The organism is Paraburkholderia acidiphila, assembly GCF_009789655.1.
Lineage (GTDB): Bacteria > Pseudomonadota > Gammaproteobacteria > Burkholderiales > Burkholderiaceae > Paraburkholderia > Paraburkholderia acidiphila.
In genome coordinates this window covers 433013-456354 of the sequence record NZ_CP046909.1, presented here as the reverse complement: position 1 = coordinate 456354, position 23342 = coordinate 433013, and the positions used below count along the sequence as shown (strand labels likewise).

Annotated in this window: 24 protein-coding genes and 1 other RNA gene; 4 read left to right on the top strand and 21 right to left on the bottom strand. The window is 63.7% G+C overall.

Going from position 1 to position 23342, the window contains the following annotated elements:
• Positions 1-28: 28 nt before the first annotated feature.
• The 5 genes from FAZ97_RS02120 to FAZ97_RS02100 form a co-directional block, all read right to left on the bottom strand.
• Positions 29-712, bottom strand: a complete 684-nt coding sequence (locus tag FAZ97_RS02120) for a histidine phosphatase family protein (RefSeq protein ID WP_158756966.1) — start codon at positions 710-712, stop codon at positions 29-31.
• 3 nt (positions 713-715) lie between these two features.
• Positions 716-1186, bottom strand: a complete 471-nt coding sequence (gene dtd, locus FAZ97_RS02115) for a D-aminoacyl-tRNA deacylase (protein ID WP_158756965.1) — start codon at positions 1184-1186, stop codon at positions 716-718.
• A complete protein-coding gene (gene tyrS / locus FAZ97_RS02110; protein ID WP_158756964.1) occupies positions 1183-2448 on the bottom strand; it encodes a tyrosine--tRNA ligase in 1266 nt (421 codons plus the stop codon). The genes dtd and tyrS overlap by 4 nt, the downstream gene beginning before the upstream one ends.
• A gap of 136 nt (positions 2449-2584) precedes the next feature.
• The gene (locus FAZ97_RS02105) at positions 2585-2914 is read right to left on the bottom strand and encodes a HigA family addiction module antitoxin (protein ID WP_233271611.1); all 330 of its coding nucleotides are present in this window, start codon (positions 2912-2914) and stop codon (positions 2585-2587) included.
• 3 nt (positions 2915-2917) lie between these two features.
• A complete protein-coding gene (locus FAZ97_RS02100; protein WP_158756963.1) occupies positions 2918-3196 on the bottom strand; it encodes a type II toxin-antitoxin system RelE/ParE family toxin in 279 nt (92 codons plus the stop codon).
• Positions 3197-3564: 368 nt separating this feature from the next.
• On the opposite strand from FAZ97_RS02100, the gene FAZ97_RS02095 reads away from it, so the two are divergent.
• On the top strand, positions 3565-4656 hold the full coding sequence (locus FAZ97_RS02095) for an anhydro-N-acetylmuramic acid kinase (RefSeq protein ID WP_158759019.1): 1092 nt from the start codon (positions 3565-3567) through the stop codon (positions 4654-4656).
• Positions 4657-4741: 85 nt separating this feature from the next.
• Here the strand turns inward: FAZ97_RS02095 and erpA are convergent, their stop codons facing one another.
• The 3 genes from erpA to rplM form a co-directional block, all read right to left on the bottom strand.
• A complete protein-coding gene (erpA, locus tag FAZ97_RS02090) occupies positions 4742-5107 on the bottom strand; it encodes an iron-sulfur cluster insertion protein ErpA (RefSeq protein WP_042262553.1) in 366 nt (121 codons plus the stop codon).
• 221 nt (positions 5108-5328) lie between these two features.
• Positions 5329-5721, bottom strand: a complete 393-nt coding sequence (gene rpsI, locus FAZ97_RS02085) for a 30S ribosomal protein S9 (RefSeq protein ID WP_028209425.1) — start codon at positions 5719-5721, stop codon at positions 5329-5331.
• An 11-nt stretch (positions 5722-5732) separates the two neighbouring features.
• Positions 5733-6161 (bottom strand): 50S ribosomal protein L13, encoded by a 429-nt coding sequence (rplM, locus tag FAZ97_RS02080; RefSeq protein WP_027795838.1) that lies wholly within the window; start codon positions 6159-6161, stop codon positions 5733-5735.
• 625 nt (positions 6162-6786) lie between these two features.
• On the opposite strand from rplM, the gene FAZ97_RS02075 reads away from it, so the two are divergent.
• Entirely contained in the window at positions 6787-7209 is a 423-nt protein-coding gene (locus FAZ97_RS02075; RefSeq protein WP_027795839.1) for an OsmC family protein, read from the top strand.
• 82 nt (positions 7210-7291) lie between these two features.
• Here FAZ97_RS02075 and rnpB read toward each other — a convergent pair.
• From rnpB to pyrC, 3 genes are all read right to left on the bottom strand, one after another.
• Positions 7292-7702: RNase P RNA component class A (rnpB, locus tag FAZ97_RS02070), an RNA gene on the bottom strand.
• 70 nt (positions 7703-7772) lie between these two features.
• Positions 7773-8714 carry a DUF3025 domain-containing protein gene (locus tag FAZ97_RS02065; RefSeq protein WP_407671788.1) on the bottom strand — a complete coding sequence of 314 codons (942 nt, stop codon included), beginning with the start codon at positions 8712-8714 and terminating at the stop codon, positions 7773-7775.
• Positions 8711-9766, bottom strand: coding sequence for a dihydroorotase (gene pyrC, locus FAZ97_RS02060; RefSeq protein WP_158756962.1), 1056 nt, complete (start codon positions 9764-9766; stop codon positions 8711-8713). The genes FAZ97_RS02065 and pyrC overlap by 4 nt, the downstream gene beginning before the upstream one ends.
• A gap of 346 nt (positions 9767-10112) precedes the next feature.
• On the opposite strand from pyrC, the gene FAZ97_RS02055 reads away from it, so the two are divergent.
• Positions 10113-11021 (top strand): class II glutamine amidotransferase, encoded by a 909-nt coding sequence (locus FAZ97_RS02055; RefSeq protein WP_158756961.1) that lies wholly within the window; start codon positions 10113-10115, stop codon positions 11019-11021.
• Between the two features lie 85 nt (positions 11022-11106).
• Here the strand turns inward: FAZ97_RS02055 and FAZ97_RS02050 are convergent, their stop codons facing one another.
• From FAZ97_RS02050 to FAZ97_RS02020, 7 genes are all read right to left on the bottom strand, one after another.
• Positions 11107-11832 carry an amino acid ABC transporter ATP-binding protein gene (locus FAZ97_RS02050; RefSeq protein ID WP_158756960.1) on the bottom strand — a complete coding sequence of 242 codons (726 nt, stop codon included), beginning with the start codon at positions 11830-11832 and terminating at the stop codon, positions 11107-11109.
• On the bottom strand, positions 11829-12506 hold the full coding sequence (gene gltK, locus FAZ97_RS02045; RefSeq protein WP_158756959.1) for a glutamate/aspartate ABC transporter permease GltK: 678 nt from the start codon (positions 12504-12506) through the stop codon (positions 11829-11831). The genes FAZ97_RS02050 and gltK overlap by 4 nt, the downstream gene beginning before the upstream one ends.
• Positions 12506-13246: an amino acid ABC transporter permease gene (locus tag FAZ97_RS02040; protein ID WP_158756958.1), complete on the bottom strand. Its 741-nt coding sequence runs from the start codon at positions 13244-13246 to the stop codon at positions 12506-12508. Before FAZ97_RS02040 ends, gltK begins: the two co-directional genes overlap by 1 nt.
• Positions 13247-13335: 89 nt before the next feature.
• Positions 13336-14229 carry a glutamate/aspartate ABC transporter substrate-binding protein gene (locus FAZ97_RS02035; RefSeq protein WP_158756957.1) on the bottom strand — a complete coding sequence of 298 codons (894 nt, stop codon included), beginning with the start codon at positions 14227-14229 and terminating at the stop codon, positions 13336-13338.
• Positions 14230-14451: 222 nt separating this feature from the next.
• A complete protein-coding gene (locus FAZ97_RS02030; protein WP_158756956.1) occupies positions 14452-15738 on the bottom strand; it encodes a Glu/Leu/Phe/Val family dehydrogenase in 1287 nt (428 codons plus the stop codon).
• Positions 15739-15927: 189 nt separating this feature from the next.
• A complete protein-coding gene (locus tag FAZ97_RS02025; RefSeq protein ID WP_158756955.1) occupies positions 15928-16884 on the bottom strand; it encodes a LysR family transcriptional regulator in 957 nt (318 codons plus the stop codon).
• A gap of 99 nt (positions 16885-16983) precedes the next feature.
• Positions 16984-18786 (bottom strand): tetratricopeptide repeat protein, encoded by a 1803-nt coding sequence (locus FAZ97_RS02020; protein ID WP_158756954.1) that lies wholly within the window; start codon positions 18784-18786, stop codon positions 16984-16986.
• A gap of 243 nt (positions 18787-19029) precedes the next feature.
• Between FAZ97_RS02020 and purB the strand changes: the two genes are divergently transcribed.
• Positions 19030-20418, top strand: coding sequence for an adenylosuccinate lyase (purB, locus tag FAZ97_RS02015; protein WP_158756953.1), 1389 nt, complete (start codon positions 19030-19032; stop codon positions 20416-20418).
• A 75-nt stretch (positions 20419-20493) separates the two neighbouring features.
• Here the strand turns inward: purB and FAZ97_RS02010 are convergent, their stop codons facing one another.
• From FAZ97_RS02010 to eda, 3 genes are all read right to left on the bottom strand, one after another.
• The gene (locus FAZ97_RS02010; RefSeq protein ID WP_158756952.1) at positions 20494-21003 is read right to left on the bottom strand and encodes a gluconokinase; all 510 of its coding nucleotides are present in this window, start codon (positions 21001-21003) and stop codon (positions 20494-20496) included.
• 14 nt (positions 21004-21017) lie between these two features.
• The gene (locus FAZ97_RS02005) at positions 21018-22379 is read right to left on the bottom strand and encodes a GntP family permease (protein WP_158756951.1); all 1362 of its coding nucleotides are present in this window, start codon (positions 22377-22379) and stop codon (positions 21018-21020) included.
• A gap of 320 nt (positions 22380-22699) precedes the next feature.
• Positions 22700-23341: a bifunctional 4-hydroxy-2-oxoglutarate aldolase/2-dehydro-3-deoxy-phosphogluconate aldolase gene (gene eda / locus FAZ97_RS02000; RefSeq protein WP_158756950.1), complete on the bottom strand. Its 642-nt coding sequence runs from the start codon at positions 23339-23341 to the stop codon at positions 22700-22702.
• Position 23342: the final 1 nt, after the last annotated feature.

Sequence of the window (23342 nt, the reverse complement as noted above, 5' to 3'; positions counted from 1 at the left end):
AGAACACCGCGCTGTGTGAGAAGACAGCTTAGCGCCCGGGTTCCGGCGTGCGCTTGAAGCCGTCGTCGGCGCTGACACCGCCCAGATGCACCACGTCGCCCCATGCGACGACGCGCGCCTGCGTCACGTAGTCATCGCGTTCGAAATCGACGACGTTCACGCTCGTGTTGAGAAGCGGCCACGCGCGCGGCGCGTCGAGCGAGAGGCCGTTCGCGAAGCGGTAGACGCAGTCGAGCACGCCGCCGTGCGCAACACACGCAATACGGCCGCCCGGGTGCCTCTCCAGGATCGGCTCGAGCGCATGCAGCACGCGGTGGTAGAACTCGCGCTGCGACTCGCCCTCTGGCGGCGCGAAGCCGGGGTCGCGCGTTTGCCAGTGCGCGTACTCGTCCGGAAAGCGCTCGGCGATTTCGTCGCTGTCGTGGCCCTGGAACGCGCCATAGTTACGTTCGCGCACCCCTTCGGAGAGCTGCACCGCCAAACCCAGGGCTTCGGCAATGGGCTGCGCCGTCTGTTGCGCGCGCAACAGATCGCTCGACCAGATTGCGTCGATCCAGGCGCCCGACTGCACTTCCTTCGCGAGCCGTGCGCCAAGCTGCTGCGCCTGCGCCACACCACTCTGCGCGAGCGGAATATCGATATGGCCCTGGATGCGCTTGATGCGATTCCAGTCCGTTTCGCCATGGCGGATAAAGAGGATTTGCGTGTTCATGGTTTAGTTGCGCACTTGCAGCCAGAACGTGACAGGGCCGTCGTTGACGAGCGACACCTGCATGTCGGCGCCGAACTCGCCGGTCTCGACGGTCGTATGCTTCTCGCGCGCAGCGGCGACGAAATAATCGAACAGACGCCGCCCCTCTTCGGGCGGCGCGGCCGGGGTGAAACTCGGGCGCAGGCCGCTATTCGTATCGGCGGCGAGCGTGAACTGCGAGACGAGCAGCAGGCCGCCCGGAGCGCCGTTGCCGTCGATGTTCTGCACGCTCAGGTTCATCTTGCCCGCCGCGTCGCTGAACACGCGATAGCCGAGCAGCTTCGCGAGCAGCTTGTCGGCGTTGGCTTCGGTGTCGCCACGCTCGGCGCAAACCAGTGCGAGCAACCCCTGGCCAATCGCACCGGTCACGCGTTCGCTGTCGCCTTCCGCCACACGCACTTCCGCACGGCGCACGCGCTGGATCAGCGCAATCATGCGGTGAGCGTCACGCGCGCGAAGCGCCGCTTGCCCACTTGCACGACGAACTCGCCCGCCTCGACCTTGAGGCCCTTATCGGAGACGGTGGCACCGTCGATCTTCACGCCGCCCTGCTCGATGTTGCGCAGTGCTTCGCTCGTCGACGGCACGAGACCCGCCTGCTTGAGCAACTGGCCGATGGCAAGCGGCGCGCCTGAGAGCGTGATCGACGGAATGTCGTCCGGCACGCCGCCCTTGGCGCGGTGGTTGAAGTCTTCGAGCGCGCGCTCGGCTTCGGCCTGCGAGTGAAAGCGCGCGACGATTTCCTGCGCGAGCAGCACCTTGAAGTCGCGCGGGTTGCGGCCCGCTTCGATTTCACGCTTGAAGGCCTCGATCTCGGCCATCGGACGGAACGAGAGCAGCGTGAAGTAACGCCACATCAGCACGTCGGAAATCGACATGAGCTTGCCGAACATGTCGTTGGGCTTTTCGCTGATGCCAATGTAGTTGTTCTTCGACTTCGACATCTTCTCGACGCCGTCAAGGCCTTCGAGCAGCGGCATCGTAAGAATGCACTGCTGTTCCTGGCCGTACTGCTTCTGCAGTTCGCGGCCAACGAGCAGGTTGAACTTCTGGTCCGTACCGCCGAGTTCGAGATCCGCATTGAGCGCTACCGAGTCGTAGCCCTGCATGAGCGGATACAGGAATTCGTGGATCGAGATCGGCACGCCGCCCTGGAATCGCTTGGTGAAGTCCTCGCGCTCCAGAATGCGCGCAACCGTGTAGCGCGACGCGAGCTTGATCATGCCGTCGGCGCCGAGCGGCATCGACCATTCGCTGTTGTAGCGGATTTCGGTCTTTTCGCGATCGAGCACGAGCGCGGCCTGCTCGAAGTATGTTTTCGCGTTCGACTCGATCTGTTCGCGCGTGAGCGGCGGGCGTGTGGCGTTGCGGCCCGACGGGTCGCCGATCAGCGAGGTGAAGTCGCCGATCAGGAAGATCACGGTGTGGCCGAGATCCTGCAGCTGGCGCATCTTGTTAAGCACAACCGTATGGCCGATATGGATGTCGGGCGCGGTCGGGTCGAGGCCAAGCTTGATGCGCAGCGGCTTACCCGTGGCCGCGCTGCGGGCGAGCTTCTGCTCGAATTCTTCTTCGATCAGCAGTTCGTCCACGCCGCGCTTCGTGACAGCAAGCGCGTGACGGACTTCGTCGGTGACCGGAAAGGCGTCTTTTGCGCCGGTGCTGGCGCCGTTGCTGGAGTTGGACTCGTTGCTCATGCTTCGATCGGTTCTGTCGTTAAGTCTGGGTGTAGAGCGCAATTTTACGTGATTCGACTCGCCAGGCTGAGGTTTGCGGGTGTTTGCGGTTCGCGCAAGTGGCGTTGACGCCTACCGCGCGCCCCAAACCTCGCGCTCAGGAACGGGCGCCGGCACGCGCCACGCGCGGCACGCGCGGCACGCCTTTCGCGCGCGCCTGCCAGAGGTCGTAGGCGATCTGCATGGCGAGCCACAGATCGGCGCGGCCGCCGTTTTCCTCGCCAAGCCACGCCTCGAGGCGCAGCGCCATTTCCGGCGAAATAGCGGCGCGGCCGTTCAGCACGCGCGAAAGCGCGGCGCGCGTGACGCCAAGCTGCGCCGCGGCCTCGGTCACGGTAAGCCCCAGTTCGGGGAGGATGTCCTCGCGCAGCGTTTCGCCGGGGTGCGGCGGGTTATGCATGCGTATCGTGTCGTTCATCTTGCTCATGCCTCAGTGGTAGTCGTGATAGTCGACCAGGATCGCGTGGCGGCCTTCGAACGCGAAGGTCAGGCGCCAGTTGCCATTGACGAGAATCGCATGATGCCCGTCGAGACGGCCCTCCAGCGCATGGCAGCGCCAGCCCGGCACATTCATGTCTCGCGGCGACTCGGCCTCGTCGAGCCGTGCCAACTGACGCCGCAGGCGCGGTATGTGATCGGGCCGGATGCCCGCCTTGCTGCCGGTGAAGAAGAACGTCTTCAGCCCTTTGTGATTCCACGACTTGATCATGATTCTCCAGACTAAGCAGAACAAACATGGGTGGGTCTGGAGCCAGGGTCCGACTTGGGGTCGGCGCACGCCATCCGTATAGCGTATAGGCTCACTATACGGATGGCGCCTTTTGCCGTCAACGTTGAGACTCAAGAGGTTGATTTCGCGCAGGGGGCTCCAGTGCCGCCGGCGTGCGAGCGACGAGAGTGGGCGTCCCACGTCGCGAAGGCGGCCAACAGTCAGCCGTTCGGCTTACGCTCGAGCGGCATTGCACCGATAATTGCCTCGCAGGGCACTGAATTGCATTGATAAAGGAGCACAACGTGGCGCCACGCGACGCACGAAACGAGAGCGCACACGCCGCCGACGGCGTGTATTTCGGCCTGATGTCGGGCACGAGCATGGATGGCGTGGACGGCATTGCCGTGCGCTTCGAGGCTGGCCAGCGACCAGTGGTGCTGGCCGAGGCCTTCGTCGGCTTCGCGCAGGGGCTGCGCGAAGCGCTCTTTTCGTTGCAGCAGCCAGGCGAGAACGAGATCGAGCGCGAGGCGCTCGCCGGCAACGCGCTCGCGGCCCGCTATGCGGTGTGCTGCCACGAGTTGCTGCGTGCGGGCAATGTTTCCGCCGGCGATGTGCGCGCAATCGGCGCGCACGGGCAGACCGTGCGGCATCGTCCGGAGAAGGGCTACACGGTGCAGATCCAGAACCCGGCGCTGCTTGCGGAACTCACCCACATCGACGTGATCGCCGACTTCCGCAGCCGCGACGTCGCCTCGGGCGGCCAGGGCGCGCCGCTCGTGCCCGCGTTCCATGCGACGTTGTTCGGCTCGCAGGAAGAGACGCGCGTCGTCTGCAACCTGGGCGGTATCAGCAACATCACCGTGCTCTCGTCGACGGGGGCTGTGCGCGGGTTCGATTGCGGTCCGGCCAACGCGTTGCTCGACCTATGGGCCGAACGCCATCTGGGCAAGCCTTACGACGAGAACGGCAAATTCGCCGCGAGCGGCAATCTGCATCAGCCGCTTCTGAACGCCCTATTGGACGAACCGTTCTTCGAGCAGCAGCCGCCCAAGAGCACGGGCCGCGATCTCTTCAACGCCCAGTGGCTCGACGACAAGCTCAAGGGTTTCGAATCGCTCACGCCCGCCGACGTGCAGGCCACGCTGGTCGCTCTGACCACCGTGAGCGTCGCGCGCGAGATCGAACGTCACGCGAGCGACTGCCGCGCCGTGTACGTCTGCGGCGGCGGCGCGCGCAATGCGGCATTGATGGCGGCGCTGCAAAAGGCGCTCGAAACGGGCGGTGTGGCTGGCGTGCCAGTCATGACCACCGAGGCGCTAGGCGTGCCGCCGCATCAGGTAGAGCCGCTTGCCTTCGCGTGGCTCGCCATGCGCTGCGTGGCGCGGGAGCCAGGCAATCTCGCCGCCGTGACCGGCGCTGCTGGCGAGCGCGTGCTCGGCGCGATTTATCCGCGCTGACCAGGTACGCTGGCCAAGCTCGCCGACTGAGCACACCAATAAAAAACGGGGCCGAAGCCCCGTTTTTTATGCTGCAGTCGATCGATCAAACCGAGAACGACGAGCCGCAACCGCAGGTAGTGGTCGCGTTCGGGTTCTTGATGACGAATTGCGCGCCATTGAGATCGTCCTTGTAGTCGATCTCGGCGCCGACGAGGTACTGATAGCTCATCGAGTCGATCAGAAGCTGGACGCCGTTGCGGTTCATCACGGTGTCGTCTTCGTTGACCGTCTCGTCGAACGTGAATCCGTACTGGAAGCCCGAGCAGCCGCCGCCTTGCACGAATACGCGCAGCTTCAGCTCCGGGTTGCCTTCCTCGTCGATCAGTTGCTTGACCTTGTCAGCCGCTGCTTCGGTGAAAACGAAGGGACCGGGCATTTCGGTCGCGGTAGTTTCGGTGACAGCGCTCATTCGAACTCTCCAAAAAAGCTTCTAGCCGCTATTGTAGGGCTCTTCCCGAGATCGTGCTTAAGCCCACAAAATCAAGGGTTTCTCCAAACTTTCGCCGCTTGCGCGCCACGCGTGGGTCGCGCCGGTAAAAACGAAAAAGCCGCCCGGCGCAGTGAGCGCGGACGGCTTTCGCAGCAGCACTGTGCTCCGCGAGGAGCACAGGCCAAAGCGCCAATGTGAAATTAACGCTTCGAGAACTGCTTGCGGCGACGTGCCTTGTGGAAACCGACCTTCTTACGTTCCACTTCACGTGCGTCACGGGTGACGAAGCCAGCTTGCGACAGTGCCGGCTTGAGCGTTGCGTCGTAGTCCATCAGCGCGCGCGTGATGCCGTGGCGAACTGCGCCGGCCTGGCCGGTTTCGCCGCCGCCCGTCACGTTCACCTTGATGTCGAACGTCGTGCCGTGGTTCGTGAGTTCCAGCGGTTGACGCACGATCATCAGCGATGTTTCGCGCGAGAAGTAGTCGGCGATAGGCTTGCCGTTGACGACGATTTCGCCCTTGCCCGACTTGATGAAGACACGAGCGACCGCGCTCTTGCGGCGGCCCGTACCGTAATTCCAGTTACCGATCATGTGGGCTCCCCTTAGATCTCGAGCGCCTTCGGCTGTTGCGCCGAGTGCGGGTGCGTTGCGTCAGCGTAGACCTTCAGCTTCTTGATCATCGCGTAGCCGAGCGGGCCCTTCGGCAGCATGCCCTTCACGGCCTTCTCGAGCGCGCGGCCCGGGAAGCGTTCTTGCATCTTGCCGAACGTCGTTTCGTAGATACCGCCCGGGTAGCCCGAGTGACGGTAGTACTTCTTGTCGGTGGTCTTGTTGCCCGTGACCTTCAGCTTGCCGGCGTTGATGATGATGATGAAATCACCAGTGTCGACGTGCGGGGTGAACTCAGGCTTGTGTTTGCCGCGAAGACGGCGTGCCACTTCGCTGGCGACACGGCCGAGAACCTTATCCGTCGCGTCAATCACGTACCATTCGCGCTGCACTTCATGTGCCTTGGCGGAAAAAGTCTTCATGATCGATCCAAAAAATAACTTGTGCCCTGATTCGGTCCTGCTTGTATGGTGGCGCTCGTTGGCGCCGGCGCAGGCTCTCCCTGTTCTTCTCCCGCGGGCATGGATGCGGGAAACCTACGATTATAAAGGGAAATTCGGCTATCAGTCAAAATATTGCGTGCGACGACGCGAGAGGCGGGGCAAAACGCGGGCGGTGGACGAAAAAAAGCCCGAACGCGCTGTTCGGGCTTAATCCACTCTTTGGAGGAGGGTGGAGGAGACATGCTGAGGTGTCGTGAAGCACGACAACCAATGAACTGAATTATACGGATGGACCTTGTGCGACGCAAGAGGATTTGCATTGCGAAATCAAACTTCATAATGCGAAATGCAATGGCATCAATACGCCCGCCAAAAATATCTTAAAAAATCAGCAGCTTGAGAAACGTCCATGCGCAAAGCATGCAGAAGCACTAGAGCGAAACCCCTAATTGCGTAAGGGAAACCCGTCTTGTTCGTAGGATGTCGCGCCGCAACATTCAAGCAGACGGCATAAGGCGCGCGCGGCTGTGTCCCCCCGGACATACCAGTAAGGCGCGGGCTACAATGCCGTCTGAATCAAGAAACCGCGCAGAGGCATACGCACATGGAATGCAAAGTTAGCTGGATGGGACAAGACGGCATGGCGTTCGCAGCCGAAACGGGCAGCGGCCATCTCGTCAATATGGACGGCGCACCGGAAGGCGGCGGCCACAACCTCGCGCCGCGGCCGATGGAAATGGTGCTGCTCGGCACGGGCGGCTGCACGGCCTACGACGTGGTGCTGATCCTCAAGAAGAGCCGCCAGGAAGTGAGCGGCTGCAGCGTGACGCTCAAGGCCGAGCGCGCGAGCGAAGACCCGAAAGTCTTCACGAAGATCCATTTCCACTTCACCGTGACTGGCAAGAATCTGAACCCGGCCACCGTCGAGCGGGCAATCAACCTCTCGCACGACAAGTACTGCTCGGCATCGATCATGATCGGCAAGACCGCCGAGATCACGCATACGTTCGAGATCGTCGCGGCTTAAGACCTGCGGCAATAATCGGCGGCAAAAGAAAAAGCCGGCGCGGTTCATCGAAGAACCGCGCCGGCTTTTTGCACGAATGAGGCTGCAAAGCAGGCCGATAAGCCGGATTCTGTGCACGCGCCGCGTCCGAAGACGCGCCGCGCGTGGCAGCCATTCCTCTAGGCGCGCCATTGCTGACGCGCTCAAGCTTCCTACCCGCAGACGGAATGGGGGCCCCATCCTGCATCCCGAAGATGCGCGCCTGCCTACTTGGAATTGCTCCGGGTGGAGGTTACCGTGCCGTCTACGTCACCGCAGACGCGGTGCGCTCTTACCGCACCGTTTCACCCTTACCTGATCCCGACCGAAGTCGGGCCATCGGCGGTCTGTTCTCTGTTGCCCTGTTCCGCGTGTCGCCACGGATGGCCGTTAGCCATCACCCTGCCCTGTGGAGTCCGGACTTTCCTCGCCCCCTCGACCGTAATCTCGGGGCCGCGACTGCCTGGCCTGCTTTGCGAGGCGCGATATTAGCACGTAGAAAGGCACCGCGCCGGGGGCCGGATCGATTGCGGGCCGCCGACCTTTTAGCGAGCGCGGCGGCCGGCGCGAAAGACCGTGCCGTCGTCGTAGAACGAAGGGTCTTCGTTAGGTGCCCACCAGCCCGGGATGCCGAGTACCGGCAGCGGTGCGAAGCTGCGCCCGTTGAGTGCAGCGTCGGTGGCGAGCGTGGCGCTCACCGTCTCGTCCAGATACGCGTCGCGTTGCGCACGCGGCCACGTGAAATAGGCTTGCGGCACCTCGACCACCCACGCGTGCGCCGTGCACGCCGCATAGGGCGAGATCAGCTTTTCGAGCAAGGCATGGCCGAAGACGCGCACTTCGCAGCGCGCATGGCCAATCGTCTCTTCGAATGCGGCTTCCCAGCTCGCGCGCTGCGCCACGAACAGCGTGCGCCATTCGAAGCAGCGCAGCGCCGCGATAAGCGCCGCGTCCGATGAGGCATAGAGCACCGCGTTCTCGTCGAAGAGCGTGAGCGCGTCACGCACCCCGCCGCGCGTGGGGCCCACGCCCAGCACGTCGATCGCCGCGGCCTGGCGCGCGTTGAGCGTTGCCTTGATGCGTGGGAACGCGAACCAGGCCAGCGCGTTGAAGAAGTCGTGGAGATTGTGTCGCGTCGGCACGCAGCCTGTCGCCGCGATATGCGCCTCGTAGGCTGTGCCCTCGGGCAGGTCGTCCTGCGCGATGAAGCGCAGCGGCTGGCCGCGGCCCGTGGTTTGGGCGGCGGCGTGCGCGTCGGCGTTCAGTTCGTCGAGGTATGTGGTGTATCCCGCCAGCGCGGCCTCCTGCCAGCGCCGGCCCCGCGCTTCGTGCTGCGCGAACCAGGGTCGGGCCCAGTCGATATCGGTGAAGCTGCCCAGTGGCATGGTCCGGCGCGGCTCGCGCGCGGGCAACGGTGCGTGCGCATCGACTGCCCCGATCAAGCCGATCGTTGCGCCCGCAGCCACACGCCTCCCCGCTTCGCTCAAGCGAGCTTCCAGCCGATCGTTTCGCCGCCGCGCAGCGGCACGACGGGCGTGCCCCCTGCCTCGACTTCGGCGGGCAGCGTCCAGGTCTCGCGGCGCAGCGTGACGGTTTCGGTCGCGCGCGGCAGGCCGTAGAAGTCCGCACCGTAAAAGCTCGCGAAGCCCTCGAGCTTGTCGAGCGCGCCAGCATTGTCGAACGCTTCGGCGTACAGCTCGAGCGCGTGCAGCGCCGTGTAGCAACCCGCGCAACCGCACGCGTGCTCCTTCAGGCCCTTCGGGTGCGGCGCACTGTCGGTGCCGAGGAAGAAGCGATGATCGCCCGAAGTGGCCGCTTCCACGAGCGCCACGCGATGCGTCTCGCGCTTGAGCACGGGCAGACAGTAGTAGTGCGGACGGATGCCGCCCTGGAAGATCGCGTTGCGGTTGTAGAGCAGGTGATGCGCGGTGATCGTCGCGCCGAGTAGGCCGGGCGCGGCGTTATCGGCGCGGATGTAGTCAACGGCGTCCTTCGTCGTGATGTGCTCGAACACCACCTTGAGCGCGGGGAAATCGCGGCGCAGCGGCGTCATCACGCGGTCGATGAAGACCTTCTCGCGGTCAAACAGATCGATGTCGGCGCTCGTCACTTCACCGTGCACGAGCAGCGGCATGCCCACTTCCTGCATGGCTTCGAGCGTCTTCGCGCACTTGTGGATGTCCGTCACGCCGGCGTCCGAGTTCGTCGTCGCGCCAGCCGGATACAGCTTCACGCCATGCACGAAGCCGCTCGCCTTCGCGCGGCGGATTTCCTCGGGCGGCGTGTTGTCGGTCAGATAGAGCGTCATCAGAGGCTCGAACGTCGAGCCCGCCGGCAGCGCGGCGAGAATGCGCTCGCGGTAGGCGGCGGCCTGCTCCGTCGTCGTGACCGGCGGCTTGAGGTTCGGCATGATGATCGCGCGGCCGAACTGGTGCGCCGTGTGCGGCAGCACGGCCGCGAGCATCGCGCCGTCGCGCACATGCAGGTGCCAGTCGTCGGGGCGGGCGAGCGTGAGAGTCGTGAGGGAAGAGGCGTTCATGGCTAGAGTCAGGCGCTGTAGTGGGTCAAGCGGAATCGCCGGCACGTTCGCTGGAACGCGCTCAGGCTGCCGGAAATTCCGGGCATATCAGGGGAATAAAGCGAGGCGTCGAACGATGCAGGTCCAACGCTCGCGTTGCCCGCACCGTCGCGTGCACACGACAATTTGCGCTGCACTGGCACCGGCACGCGCCCTTCTACGCAAGCCTGCAATGCATCCGACAAATTTCGTATTGGCGACCCGCAGGCCGGTGATATGCTTGGAAAATCATATTGTAACGGGTCGAGGGCGGGTCCCGCCTGCCACTGCAGCCGCCGTCTCAGTCGCATTACGCACCATCAGCACCATGTGCCAACTTCTCGGAATGAATTGCGCCGCGCCGACGGACGTCACGTTCTCCTTCACAGGATTCGCGGCGCGCGGCGGCGCCACCGATCACCACGCCGACGGCTGGGGTATCGCGTTCTTCGAGGACAAGGCCTGCCGCCTGTTCATCGACAACGAGGCTTCGGCGCGTTCGCCGATCGCCGAGATGGTCAAGCACTACCCCATCAAGTCGCGCAACACCATCGCCCATATCCGCAAGGCCACACAAGGCAACTGCGCGCTCGAGAACAGCCATCCGTTCCAGCGCGAGCTGTGGGGCCGGCACTGGATCTTCGCGCACAACGGCGACCTGCAGGACTTCAATCCGGTGATGTCGGGCGTGTACCAGCCGGTTGGCACGACCGATAGCGAGCGCGCGTTCTGCCTGCTGCTACAAGGCTTGCGCAAGGCGTTCCCTGGCGCGCAGCCGCCGCTCGACGAACTGTTCGCCGCGCTCGAGTCGCTCACGCGCGAGGTCACCCAGTTCGGCGTCTTCAACTTTCTGATGTCGAACGGCCAGGCGCTGTTCGCGCATTGCTCGACGCATCTCTACTATCTCGTGCGGCGCTGGCCGTTTTCGACGGCGCATCTCGTCGATGCCGATGTCTCCATCGACTTCGCCAAGTACACGACGCCCGAGGACCGCGTGGCCGTCATCGCCACCGCGCCGCTCACCGACAATGAAGTCTGGACACGCTTCGCCCCTGGCGACCTGCTGATGTTCCAGCACGGCGACGTGATCGCCCAAACGAGTGTGCCGGTGCCGCAGAAGGTGCTCGACAAGCTCGCTAACCCTTCGCTCGATGCGTCGGCCAGCGCACCATGCGTCGCGCAGGCGGGCGAGATCGACCCAGAAGCCGTGGCCGCATTGCAGACCTGGGGCGAGTAAGCCGGGCGACGTTCGAAACGAAAAAGCCGCGCATCGAGCGCGGCTTTTTTGCTTTCTGCAAGCGGGCGAACCCGCCGCTTCAGCCTCAGTGCAGGATCTTCGCCAGAAAATCCTTCGCGCGATCCGACTTCGGGCTCGCGAAGAAGGCTTCCTTCTGATCGTCCTCGACGATAGCGCCCTGGTCCATGAAGATCACGCGGTGCGCGACCTTCTTGGCAAAGCCCATTTCGTGCGTCACGCACATCATGGTCATGCCTTCCTGGGCAAGCTTCACCATCACGTCGAGCACCTCGTTGATCATCTCGGGGTCGAGCGCCGAGGTCGGCTCGTCGAACAGCATGGCGATGGGGTCCATCGACAACGCGCGCGCAATCGCGACACGCTGCTGCTGGCCGCCCGAGAGCTGGCCCGGGAATTTGTCGGCATGCGCACGCAGGCCCACGCGGTCGAGCAGTTTGAGGCCCTTTTGCGTAGCCTCGTCCTTGCCGCGGCCTAGCACCTTGATCTGCGCGAGCGTGAGATTCTCGGTAATCGACAGATGCGGGAACAACTCGAAGTGCTGGAACACCATGCCCACCTTCGAGCGCAGCTTCGAGAGATTGGTGCGCTTGTCGCCCACCGACTCGCCGTTCACGAGGATCTCGCCCTGCTGGAACGGTTCGAGCCCGTTGACGGTCTTGATGAGCGTGGACTTGCCCGAGCCCGAGGGCCCGCACACCACCACCACCTCGCCCTTCTTCACTTCCGTCGTGCAGTCGGTCAGCACCTGGAACTGGCCGTACCACTTCGAAACGTTCTTAATTGAAATCATCTTGCGACCTTTTTCTGAAGACCTTTCACAAGGCTCGACGCGATCACGCAAATCACGAAATAACACGCGCCCGCGAACAGTACCATTTCGACCATTGTTCCGTCACGGTCGCCGATATTGGTGGCCGTGCGGAAGAAGTCGGCGAGGCTGATCACGTACACGAGCGAGGTGTCCTGAAACAGCACGATGGCCTGCGTGAGCAGTAGCGGCACCATCGCGCGAAACGCCTGCGGCAGCACCACGTACTGCATCGCCTGGCCGTAACGCATGCCGAGCGCGAACGACGCGTTCACCTGCCCGCGCGGCACCGCCTGAATGCCCGCGCGAATGATCTCCGAATAATACGCGGCCTCGAACAGCGAGAACGCGATCATCGCGGAAGCGAGGCGAATGTCGATGTCGGGCGAGAGACCCAGCACATTTTGCAGCACCTGCGGCACGATCAGGAAGAACCACAGCAGGACCATCACGAGCGGGATCGAGCGGAAGATCGTGACGTAGCCCTTGGCGAACCATTCGAGCGGCTTCACGCTGGAAAGCCGCATGAGCGCGAGCAGCGTGCCCCACAGGATGCCGACCACGATCGCGCACAGCGTGATCTTGAACGTGATGATCGCGCCCGTCCACAACGTGGGCAGTGCCCCGGGAATGCCGCTCCAGTCGAAGTGATGCATTACTTGCCTCCGATGTAGCCGGGCAGACGCGACTTCGCCTCGACCCAGCGCATGAGCGTCATGACGACGAGGTTGATGAGCACGTACGCGAGCGTGACGGCGATGAACGACTCATAGGTCTGCGCCGTGTAGTCCACTAGCTGACGCGCCTGCGCCGACAGATCGAGCAGACCGATCGTCGAGGCGACCGCCGAGTTCTTGAAAATGTTGAGGAACTCGGAAGTGAGCGGCGGCACGATGATGCGGTACGCGACCGGCAGCAGCACATAGCGATACGTCTGCCACTGCGTGAAGCCCATTGCGAGGCCGGCGGCGCGCTGGCCGCGCGGCAGCGCATTGATGCCCGAGCGCACCTGTTCGCACACGCGCGCCGCGGTAAAGAGCCCGAGACACACGACCGACGCCGTGAAGAACTGCACGCCCGGCGGCGACTGCTTGAACGCATTGCCTATCGACTGCGGCACGATTTCCGGCAGCACGAAGTACCAGATGAAGAACTGCGCGATAAGCGGAATATTGCGGAAGATCGCCACGTACACCGTGCCAACACCCGCGAGAAATTTGTTCGGTACGGTGCGCAGCACGCCGAAGAACGACCCGACGATGAGCGCGATCACCCACGCGCATAGCGACACCGAGATCGTCACCCAAAGGCCGGAGAGGATCCAGCCAAGGTACGTGGTGGGTTCGCCCGTCGAGACCGGGCTGAGCAGAATGCCCCAGTTCCAGTGATAGGACATCAAGAGACTCCAAGAAAAAGAACGGAAGAAGCGGCGCTTCTTCCGTTCCGTACTAAACGCTAAATGCAGGTCGAACGGCCGAGGCCGTGTTAGTCGATCGCCTTGTCGTTCGGATTCTTGAACAGCGCTTTCATGTCGTCGCTCATCGGGAAGTTCAGGTTGAGACCCTTCGGCGGGATCGGCGATTCGAACCACTTCTTGTAGATCGTGTCGCCTTCGCCCGACGTCTGGACCTTGGCGATCGCGTCGTCGGCGACCTTCTTGAACTCAGGATCGTTCTTGCGCATCATGCAGCCGTACGCTTCACGCGATTGCGGCTGGCCGACGATCACGAAGTCGCCGGGATTGTTCGACTTGGCGCGCTCGCCCGCGAGCAGCGCATCGTCCATCATGAACGCCACGGCGCGGCCGGTGGAGAGCGTCATGAACGACTCGCCATGGTCCTTCGCGCTGATGATGTTCATGCCCATGCTCTTGTCCTGGTTCATCTTGCGCAGGAGGCGCTCGGACGTCGTGCCCGCCGTCGTCACGACGGTCTTGCCCTTGAGGTCGGCGAAGTCCTTGATGCCCGAATCCTTCTTCGTCATGAGGCGCGTGCCGATCACGAAGATCGTGTTCGTGAAGGCGGCCTGCTGCTGACGCTCGGCATTGTTCGTGGTCGAGCCGCATTCGATGTCCACCGTGCCGTTCTGCACGAGCGGAATACGGTTCTGCGACGTGATGGGCACCATCTTGACCTTCAGATTGGGCATGTTCAGCTTCTGCTTGACTGCCTCGACGATTTTCATCGCGTAGTCTTGCGAGTAGCCGATCACATTCTGCTTGTCATCGTAGTACGAAAATGGAATGGACGATTCGCGGTGTCCCAGCGAGATGACGCCCGTGTCCTTGATCTTCTTGAGCGTGCCCGCGTCCTGCGCGAATGCGCTGGTGGCGACGAAACCAAGGAGTGCGAGCAGAGAGGCGGTCTTTTTGATTTGCATTGTTTTCTCCGGTACAAGAACCGACGCCAGTTTAGCAAAGTAATTATTTTGAAAGAATAAAGGGTGACCCTGGCGCAACGCTGGATGTGCGAAGGCGGACGCCCCCTTGTGGAGAACGTCCGCCTTCTATGCGCCTTGATGTGCAGCGCAAAAACTTGTCACTGCAGGGTCACTGCGCCGTCATGGTTCCGTAACCTTGCGCCGCGCGCGTTGGCCGTGCAATCAGGGATACAGGCCGCGCATTTCGCGCGCCATCAGGATGCGTTTACATGCAACGATGAACGCCGCGGTACGCATCGAGACCTTCTGCTCGCTCGAGACCTGCCACACCGCCGTGAACGCTTCGCGCATCACGCGTTCGAGGCGTTCGTTGATTTCGTGCTCGGTCCAGAAGAAGCTCGAGAAGTCCTGCACCCACTCGAAGTACGAAACGGTCACGCCGCCCGCGTTCGCCACCACGTCGGGGATCACGAGCACGCCCTTGTCGTGCAGGATGTCGTCGGCTGCCGTCGTGGTCGGGCCGTTCGCGCCTTCCACGATGATCTTCGTACGGATCTTGCCCGCGTTCTTCTCGGTGATCTGGTTTTCCAGCGCGGCCGGAATGAGGATGTCGGTTTCGACGGTCCAGAATTCGTCGTTCGACATGACTTCCGCGCCCGGGAAGCCCGCGACGCCGCCCGTCTTCGCGACGTGCTCGAGCAGTGCTTCCGCGTTCATGCCGCTCGAGTTGTAGAGCGTGCCGGTATGGTCCTGCACCGCCACGATCTTCGCACCGGCTTCCTGGTACAGGCGGGCAGCAATGCCGCCCACGTTGCCGAAGCCCTGCACGGCAATGCGTGCGCCGTCGATCGACAGACCGGTGCGACGCGCCGCCTCGCAACCCACGACGAACACGCCGCGGCCCGTGGCTTCGCGGCGGCCGAGCGAGCCGCCGAGCGAGATGGGCTTGCCCGTCACGACGCCGGTGGCCGTCTGGCCCTGGTTCATCGAGTAGGTGTCCATCATCCACGCCATGATCTGCTCGTTCGTGTTGACGTCCGGCGCGGGAATGTCGGTGTTCGGTCCGATGATGATGCCGATTTCGCTGGTGTAGCGGCGCGTGACGCGCTCGAGCTCACCACGCGAGAGCGTACGCGGGTCGACGCGGATACCGCCCTTCGCGCCGCCGTACGGCACGTTCACTGCAGCGTTCTTCACCGACATCCACGCGGAAAGCGCCATCACTTCGGAGAGCGTAACGTCCTGGTGATAACGCACGCCGCCCTTGCCGGGACCACGCGAAACGTTGTGCTGGACACGATAGCCTTCGAAGTGTGCAACGGTGCCGTTGTCGAGTTCGATCGGGCAGTCGACGATCAGGATACGCTTCGGACGCTTGAGCGTTTCGAGCCAGCGCGAAAGCGAGCCGAGATACGGCGCCACGCGGTCGACCTGACGAAGATAGTTGCCCCAGGGACCGAGATCATCGGCGTGGAGATAGGAAGGAACCGACTGCAGTTGGGATGACATGAACGCTCCGATCGAACAAGTGGTGCCATTGTCAGAAAACGCCCACGTGAAATCCAATGCCGTTTGATCATCCCGTTATGCTTTTCGTGCATAACGTCCCCGAAGTCGAAAAAACGTGTCGCATGCTCCGTATTGCAAGCCTTACAGGTTGAAATAGCCTGACTGTTTGCGCGCCGCGCTGATGCAGTGTCAGCGCTTGCCCTGCGCGAGTTCCTCGCTGACCGCCTCCCACAACTCACGCACGAGCGCCTGGCGCGCGTCGTCGCCTTGCGTCGCGAACTTGTCGCGATAGAGGCGGATTTCCATGTCGAGCGTGAACTGGCCCTCCGGCACGCCGCGCGTGCCCCGGTCGAGGCGGATCAGCTCGCCTTGCGCCACGGCGTCCTCCACCGCGCTGTGCGGCAAAAAGGCGATGCCGTGACCCGCGAGCGTCATCGCCTTGAGCCCTTCTGCCATGTCGGTTTCGTACACGCGGTCCAGATAGAGCCGCGCCGGGGCGTTGGCAACGATCACCTCGGTCATGCGCCCAAGATACGCGTTCGGCGTGTAGGAGAGATACGGTGTGGGCGCATCGGGCGTCCCGGGCAGCGTGTAACGCGCGCGCCCCGCGCGCTGCGGCGCCGAGTACGGGCTGATCGACTCGATGCCGAGCGTAAGCGTGTCGTACCGTGCGGGGTCGAGCGTCACAGGGTGGCTCGGATGGTGATAGCCCATCACGAGGTCGCAGCCGCCCTCCACGAGCGAGAGCACGGCGTCGTGCACGTTCAGCGCCCGCAGCCGCGTGTGGATGCGGCCGAGCTTCGCCTCGATGCGCTGCAGCCAGCGCGGAAAGTAAGTGAGCGAAAGCGTGTGCGGCACCGCGAACTCGATCGTCGCGGCGGGTGTGGCCGTGTGGCCGCGCAACAGGGTGCGCGCCTCGTGAAACTGCGAAAGCATCGCGAGCGCCTGCTCGTAGAAGACCTGGCCCGCCGCCGTGAGGCGTGTCGGATACACCGAACGATCGATCAGCTCGGTGCCGAGCCACGCTTCGAGCGCCTGGATACGGCGCGAGAAAGCCGGCTGCGTCACGTGGCGCAGCTCGGCCGAGCGGCTGAAACTATGTGTCTCCGCGAGCGAAACGAAGTCTTCGAGCCATTTGAGTTCCATGCGGGGCCAGCAAGCGGATAAGAAGTCCGCATTCTAGGCCTGCGGGCGCTCGCCTGGGCGCCGGCGCGGCGAATATCGCGCGGCGCCGGGCGGACACCCTCAGCGGGACGCCTGCGAGAGCGCGGTTTCCAGTTCGGCGACCACGCCGCTCCAGTCGCCGAGCGTGGACTGGCGAAACACGCGCGCCGACGGATACCAGACCGAATCCGCGCGATCCTTGCCCCAGCGCCAGTCGGGCTGCGCGGCGAGCAGCACCCACACCGGTTTGCCGAGCGCGCCGGCGAGGTGCGCGACTGACGTATCGACTGTGATGACGAGGTCGAGCGCCTCGATGAGCGCCGCCGTGGCCGCGAAGTCGTGCAGATCGTCGCCGAGCGCGTCCATCGGCCAGCGCCCCGCGACCGGTGCCAGCTGCGCGGCCCCCGGGCCCTTCTGGATCGCGAACCAGGCGTTGCCGGCGAGCGCGGAGAGCGGCAAAAGCGACTTGAGCGGCGCGGAACGGAAAGCGTCGAAGTGGTGGCGCGGGTTGCCCGCCCAGACGAGCCCGATACGGCGGTGCGCAGCGCCGGCCAGCGCGTTCACGCGCGCGCGCCAGGCGGCGGCCTGCACGGTATCGGCGCGCATATAGGGCGTTTCCGCGTAGATCGGCCGGCCGGGAAACTTCAGCGGCAGGCTCATCACGTCGCACCAGAAGTCGTATTCCGATGCGATGACTTCGTCGCTCGGCGCGGCGTCGAGCACACGCGCAACGCCCGGCACCGTCGCGGCGAGCGACGCCAGTTCCGGCGCAACCCACGCGTGAACCTGCGCGCCCATCTGCGCCAGCAGGCCCGCATAGCGCACGAACTGGATCTGATCGCCCACGCCCTGCTCACGGCAGATCAGGAAGCGCTTGCCATCCAGCGGCTCGCCCTGCCACTCGGGGCACGGCAGCTTGCGGTAGTTGGCCTTGGCGGTCGAGGTGAGCTTGCGGTTCTCGAAGAGCGGCCAGCCGCCGGTGTAGTCTTCGCGCCGCAGGATCAGCATGCCGAGCTGAAAACGCGATTCGGGCAGGTCCGGGTTCAGTTCCAGCGCGCGCCGATAGTCAATCTCCGCCTCGTCGTAGCGCGCGAGCGCAGTCTGCGCGAAGGCCAGATTGTTGATGATGCCCGCGCCATCGGGCTTGAGCTGCGCAGCACGCCGGTAATGCGGAATCGCCTCTTCATAGCGATGCATCGCGTCATAGGCATAGCCGAGTTCGAAGCGCGCGAGCACATTGTCAGGCTCGCGTGCGATCACGGCCTCGAAACACGCGGCCGCTTCGGCGTGCTTTTCCATCGTGCGCAGCAGCCGGCCCATGGAGATCAACGTCTTCAGATCGTGCGGATCGAGCGCGGCGGCGGCACGGAATTCGTCGAGTGCGGCGTCTTTTGCGCCACCGGCTTCCAGTGCGCGTCCGAGATTGAACGCGAAATGTGCGGATTGCGGCGCCTGCGCACGTGCACGCCGATAGTGCTGCGCGGCGCCTGCGACGTCGCCGAGTTCCATCAACGCATTGCCGAGATTGTTGTGAGCGTTCGCGAAATCGGGGGCGAGCGCCAGCGCCCGGCGCAGCAAGGCGGCGGCCCCCGCATGGTCGCCAAGGCGGGTCGCGACCACGCCGCGGTTAGCAAGGTATTCGGCGTTATCTGGCGCCTTCGCGAGCGCACGGTCCATCAGCGCCGCGGCTTCCTTCAGTTGGTCGCGGCCAAGCGCAACCACGCCAAGGTAGTGCAGTGCGCCGGGATGTTCGGGGTGCGCCGCGAGCGCGGACTGATAGTAAGCGTGGGCGTCGTCGATCCGGCCCGTACGGTGGCATGCAAGACCGGCTTCGATCAGCGCAGCGGCCTCGTCGGAAGTGAGAGTGGGAGCATCGGGGGTCATAGCGGCAAATATTTGATTAAGCGCAAACTTTTGATGTGATCGCACTCTATAGCCGTCTCAAAACTCCCGATCCCGTTAAGTGATGGGCGCGACAACAGGCCTCAGGCAACGTCACGCCCCGCCGCCGACAGCACCGACCTCGGCCCCTGTCGGCAAGGTGATAAAATCTTCGATTCACGCCGTCTCGAATCTGACTGCAACCGACTGCCAACTGAGCGTAACGCGCCACGTTACGTCCCCATCATGTCCGACACTCGTCCCGATACCCTCTTCGCGCTCAACGCGCTCTCCCCGCTCGACGGTCGCTACGCCTCGAAAACCGAAGCGCTGCGCGACTGGCTCTCGGAAGCCGCGTTCATGCGCAACCGCGTGACGGTGGAAATCCACTGGCTGATCGCGCTCTCGCAGGCCGGCTTCGCGGAAGTGCCGCGCTTCTCGCAAGCGTCGGAGCAGTTCCTGCTCAAGCTCGCCGAGAACTTCACGGCGCACGACGCCGCGCGCATCAAGGACATCGAGCGCGTGACGAACCACGACGTGAAGGCCGTGGAGTACTGGCTCAAGGAGTCGGTGAAGGGTCAGCCGGAACTGGAGCGCGCAAGCGAGTTCATCCACTTCGCGTGTACCTCGGAAGACATCAACAACACGTCGCATGGCCTGATGATCGCGGGCGCCCGCGAGCACGTGATCCTGCCGGCGCTGCGCTCGGTGCATCAACGGCTCGTGACGCTCGCGCACACGCACGCCGCGCAGCCGATGCTCTCGCGCACGCACGGCCAGCCGGCCAGCCCCACGACGCTCGGCAAGGAAATCGCCAACGTCGCGGCGCGTCTCGCCCGCGCGATCCAGCGCATCGAGAAGGTCGAACTGCTCGGCAAGATGAACGGCGCGGTCGGCAACTTCAATGCGCACCTCTCGGCGTATCCGGAATTCGACTGGGAAGCGTTCTCGAAGGAAGTCGTCGAAAAGCGCCTCAAGCTCGTGTTCAACCCGTACACGATCCAGATCGAGCCGCACGACTACATGGCGGAACTGTTCGACGCCGTCGCGCGCGCGAACACGATCCTGCTCGACCTCGATCGCGACGTGTGGGGCTACATCTCGCTCGGCTACTTCAAGCAGAAGACGAAGGCCGGTGAAATCGGCTCGTCGACCATGCCGCACAAGGTCAACCCGATCGACTTCGAAAACTCGGAAGGCAACCTCGGTCTCGCGAATGCCACGCTGCGCCACCTCGCCGACAAGCTGCCCGTTTCGCGCTGGCAGCGCGACCTCACCGACTCGACGGTGCTGCGCAATATCGGCGTGGCGTTCGGCTACTCGCTGCTCGCGTATGACGCACTGATCCGCGGTCTGGACAAGCTCGAAGTGAACCCGCAACGCCTGAACGACGACCTCGACGCCACATGGGAAGTGCTGGCCGAGCCGGTGCAAACCGTGATGCGCCGCTACGGCATCGAAAACCCGTACGAGCAGCTGAAGGAGCTCACGCGTGGCAAGGGCATCACGCGCGAGGCACTGCAGACGTTCGTCAGCGGTCTCGCGATTCCTGAAGACGCGAAGAAGCGTCTGCTGGAAATGACGCCCGCGTCGTACGTCGGCAAGGCAGTGGAACTGGCGAAGCGGATTTCGTAATCGCGACACCGCAAGCCCATAAAAAAAGCGCTCGATTGAATCGAGCGCTTTTTCGTTTACCGCCGCGACGCGAAATCAGGATGCCTGATTGCGGCGCGTTTCCATCTGCTTCATCACTTCGTCGACGATCTGTTCCGGCGTGAGTTCGATGCTCACTTCGATCGCTTCGTCGGCACCGGGCTCTTCGAGCGTGTCGAGCTGGCTTTGCAGCAGCGAAGGGTCGAAGAAGTGGCCGGTGCGCGAGGCGAGGCGCTCGTGCAGCACTTCGAACGAGCCCTTCAGGTAGACGAAGCACACGTCGCGATCGTTGCCGCGCAGGATGTCGCGATACGAACGCTTGAGCGACGAGCAGGTGAACACGGCCGTTTCGTGGGCGCGCTGCTTCTCCTCGATCGCCGCGCGAATCGTGCGCAGCCACGGCCAGCGGTCATCGTCGGTGAGGGGAATGCCGTCGTGCATCTTCTTCTTGTTGGCTTCGCTGTGGAAGGCGTCGCCGTCGGTGAAGGTGCACTTGAGGCGCTCGGCGAGCATTTCGCCGATGCGTGTCTTGCCCGCGCCCGACACGCCCATCGCTATCAGAATCATTTACTGCTCCAGTTTTACAACACCGCCGCGAGAGCAAACGTGAGGCCGAGCCCCAGCAGCGAAATAATAGTCTCGAGCAACGACCAGGTCTTGAACGTCTGACCCACGGTCATGCCGAAATACTCCTTGATCAGCCAGAATCCGCCGTCGTTCACGTGCGAGAAGATCAGCGAGCCCGAACCCGTGGCAAGCACGAGCAACTCCGGCTTCACCGTCATGGCGCTGGCCGATGCGATCGGCGCGACGATGCCGCAGGCCGTGGTCATCGCGACCGTGGCCGAGCCGGTTGCGAGACGGATCAGCGCGGCGACGAGCCAGCCGAGCAAAAGCGGCGACAGATGTTCGTTCTGCGCCAGCTCGACGATCTGCTTCGACACGCCGCTGTCCATCAGCACGCGGCCAAAGCCGCCGCCTGCGCCCACGATCAGCGTGATACCCGCGATCGGCGCGAGGCAGTCGCCGCAGAACTTCTGGATCTGCTCGCGCGTGAAGCCGCGTTGCGCGCCGAAGGTCCAGAAGCTTACCAGCACGGCGATCAGCAGCGCGACGTCCGAGGTGCCGACAAAGTGCAACAGATTGTTCGGCAACGTCTTGGGCGCGAACACGAGATCGGCCCAGCTGCCGATCAGCATGAGGATCACCGGCAGCAAAATCGTGAAGAGCGTAATGCCAAAGCCCGGCAGTTCGCTATCGGGCTTGGGGTCGGCCTTGCTCACGAACTGCTCGGAGAGCGGATTGCTTTCCGGCAGCTTGATAAAGCGGTGAATAAATAGCGCGAAGAGCGGCCCGGCGATGATCGCGCAGGGCACGCCCACCATGAGGCCGTAAGCGATGGTCCTGCCGATGTCGGCGTGATACGCCTGTACGGCGAGGAGCGCGGCCGGGTGCGGCGGAATCAGCCCGTGCACGACCGAGAGACCGGCCACCATCGGCAGGCCGATCAGCAGCAGTGACTTGCCGGTGCGCTTGGCGACGTTGAACGCGATCGGAATGAGCAGCACGAAACCGACTTCGAAGAACACCGGCAGGCCGACGATGATCGCGACGACCATCATCGCCCAGTGAATGTTCTTCTCGCCGAACCAGCGGATGAGCGTCGTGGCGATGCGCTCGGCGCCGCCTGACTCCGCCATCATCTTGCCGAGCATGGTGCCGAGGCCCACCACGATGGCAATGTGGCCAAGCGTGTTGCCGTTGCCGGTCTCGAACGACTTGACGATCTGATCCATCGGCATGCCGACGGCAAGACCGAGCAGCAGCGAAACGATGATCAGAACGAGAAACGGATAAACCTTGAAGCGCGTGATCAGCAGGATCAGCGCGGCGATCGCGACGAGCGCGTAAATCAGCAGCATGCTGCCGTGGGCCACTCCCATGAGGCTCCTCTCCAGGTAGTTGTTCGAAGTCCTTTCACCCTGTGCGGCGACGCGTGTGGCGCGCAACGGCTGCGGCACACGTGGAACTGATGGGGAACGAAAGGGCCGGCCGTCGCCGGGCCGGCGATTGTAGAGCTTATAACGACTTTTGGTGCAGCGTGCTTGAAAGACGAGCGAGCCGCGCAAAGCGAGCGCCGGAAGGCGCCGTTTGCGCGGCTCGTTGCTCACCCCTCGTACACACGGAGGCGCGGCGTTCCAGTCATCGTTGCGCCGCAGCATACGGCGCGTGCGTCAGGCAGAAGCGAGGCAGAAACGCGCTTTCAGCGCACCGGGCGCGAAAGCTCGCTCGCGGCGTGCGCGAGGCGCGTGACTTCGTCCCAGTTCTGCGCGGCAATCGCCGCCTTCGGCGTGAGCCACGAACCGCCGACGCACACCACATTGGGCAGCGCAAGGAAGGTCGGAGCCGATTCGGCGCTAATCCCGCCCGTCGGGCAGAACTTGAGCGTCGGGAACGGGCCGTGGAAGGCCTGCAGCATGTTCAGGCCACCGGCAGGCACCGCAGGGAAGAACTTGACGATCTCGTAGCCCAGTTCCATCGCGACGATGATGTCCGTCGGCGTCATGACGCCCGGCAGCAGCGGCAGACCCGCGTCGAGCGAAGCCTGATGGATCTCGCGCGTGAGGCCCGGCGACACGCCGAACTGTGCGCCTGCCTTCTTCGCGAGCGCGCAGTGCTCCGGCTTCGTGATCGTGCCCACGCCCACGACGATGTCCGGCGCGATCTTCGCGGCGCGCTCGATGGCTTCGAGGCCGGCCTTCGTGCGCAGCGTGATTTCCAGCACCTTCACGCCACCCGCGTGGAGCGCGCGGGAAACGTGCTCGCCCTGCTCCGGCGTGTCGAATGCGAGCACCGGGATGACGGGACCCAGGCGGACGATATCGGCGACTGTGTTAGCTGCCATG

Coding starts and splice junctions, on each gene's coding strand:
- FAZ97_RS02005 (WP_158756951.1), bottom strand. CDS start 22,379: ATGGGAGTGGCCCACGGCAGCATGCTGCTGATTTACGCGCTCGTCGCG.
- FAZ97_RS02040 (WP_158756958.1), bottom strand. CDS start 13,246: ATGTCCTATCACTGGAACTGGGGCATTCTGCTCAGCCCGGTCTCGACG.
- FAZ97_RS02105 (WP_233271611.1), bottom strand. CDS start 2,914: ATGAGCAAGATGAACGACACGATACGCATGCATAACCCGCCGCACCCC.
- FAZ97_RS02035 (WP_158756957.1), bottom strand. CDS start 14,229: ATGCAAATCAAAAAGACCGCCTCTCTGCTCGCACTCCTTGGTTTCGTC.
- FAZ97_RS02010 (WP_158756952.1), bottom strand. CDS start 21,003: ATGATTCTGATAGCGATGGGCGTGTCGGGCGCGGGCAAGACACGCATC.
- dtd (WP_158756965.1), bottom strand. CDS start 1,186: ATGATTGCGCTGATCCAGCGCGTGCGCCGTGCGGAAGTGCGTGTGGCG.
- gltK (WP_158756959.1), bottom strand. CDS start 12,506: ATGCATCACTTCGACTGGAGCGGCATTCCCGGGGCACTGCCCACGTTG.
- FAZ97_RS02050 (WP_158756960.1), bottom strand. CDS start 11,832: ATGATTTCAATTAAGAACGTTTCGAAGTGGTACGGCCAGTTCCAGGTG.
- FAZ97_RS02020 (WP_158756954.1), bottom strand. CDS start 18,786: ATGACCCCCGATGCTCCCACTCTCACTTCCGACGAGGCCGCTGCGCTG.
- eda (WP_158756950.1), bottom strand. CDS start 23,341: ATGGCAGCTAACACAGTCGCCGATATCGTCCGCCTGGGTCCCGTCATC.
- FAZ97_RS02075 (WP_027795839.1), top strand. CDS start 6,787: ATGGAATGCAAAGTTAGCTGGATGGGACAAGACGGCATGGCGTTCGCA.
- FAZ97_RS02025 (WP_158756955.1), bottom strand. CDS start 16,884: ATGGAACTCAAATGGCTCGAAGACTTCGTTTCGCTCGCGGAGACACAT.
- FAZ97_RS02100 (WP_158756963.1), bottom strand. CDS start 3,196: ATGATCAAGTCGTGGAATCACAAAGGGCTGAAGACGTTCTTCTTCACC.
- rpsI (WP_028209425.1), bottom strand. CDS start 5,721: ATGATCGGTAACTGGAATTACGGTACGGGCCGCCGCAAGAGCGCGGTC.
- tyrS (WP_158756964.1), bottom strand. CDS start 2,448: ATGAGCAACGAGTCCAACTCCAGCAACGGCGCCAGCACCGGCGCAAAA.
- rplM (WP_027795838.1), bottom strand. CDS start 6,161: ATGAAGACTTTTTCCGCCAAGGCACATGAAGTGCAGCGCGAATGGTAC.
- purB (WP_158756953.1), top strand. CDS start 19,030: ATGTCCGACACTCGTCCCGATACCCTCTTCGCGCTCAACGCGCTCTCC.
- FAZ97_RS02055 (WP_158756961.1), top strand. CDS start 10,113: ATGTGCCAACTTCTCGGAATGAATTGCGCCGCGCCGACGGACGTCACG.
- erpA (WP_042262553.1), bottom strand. CDS start 5,107: ATGAGCGCTGTCACCGAAACTACCGCGACCGAAATGCCCGGTCCCTTC.
- FAZ97_RS02030 (WP_158756956.1), bottom strand. CDS start 15,738: ATGTCATCCCAACTGCAGTCGGTTCCTTCCTATCTCCACGCCGATGAT.
- FAZ97_RS02095 (WP_158759019.1), top strand. CDS start 3,565: ATGTCGGGCACGAGCATGGATGGCGTGGACGGCATTGCCGTGCGCTTC.
- pyrC (WP_158756962.1), bottom strand. CDS start 9,766: ATGAACGCCTCTTCCCTCACGACTCTCACGCTCGCCCGCCCCGACGAC.
- FAZ97_RS02120 (WP_158756966.1), bottom strand. CDS start 712: ATGAACACGCAAATCCTCTTTATCCGCCATGGCGAAACGGACTGGAAT.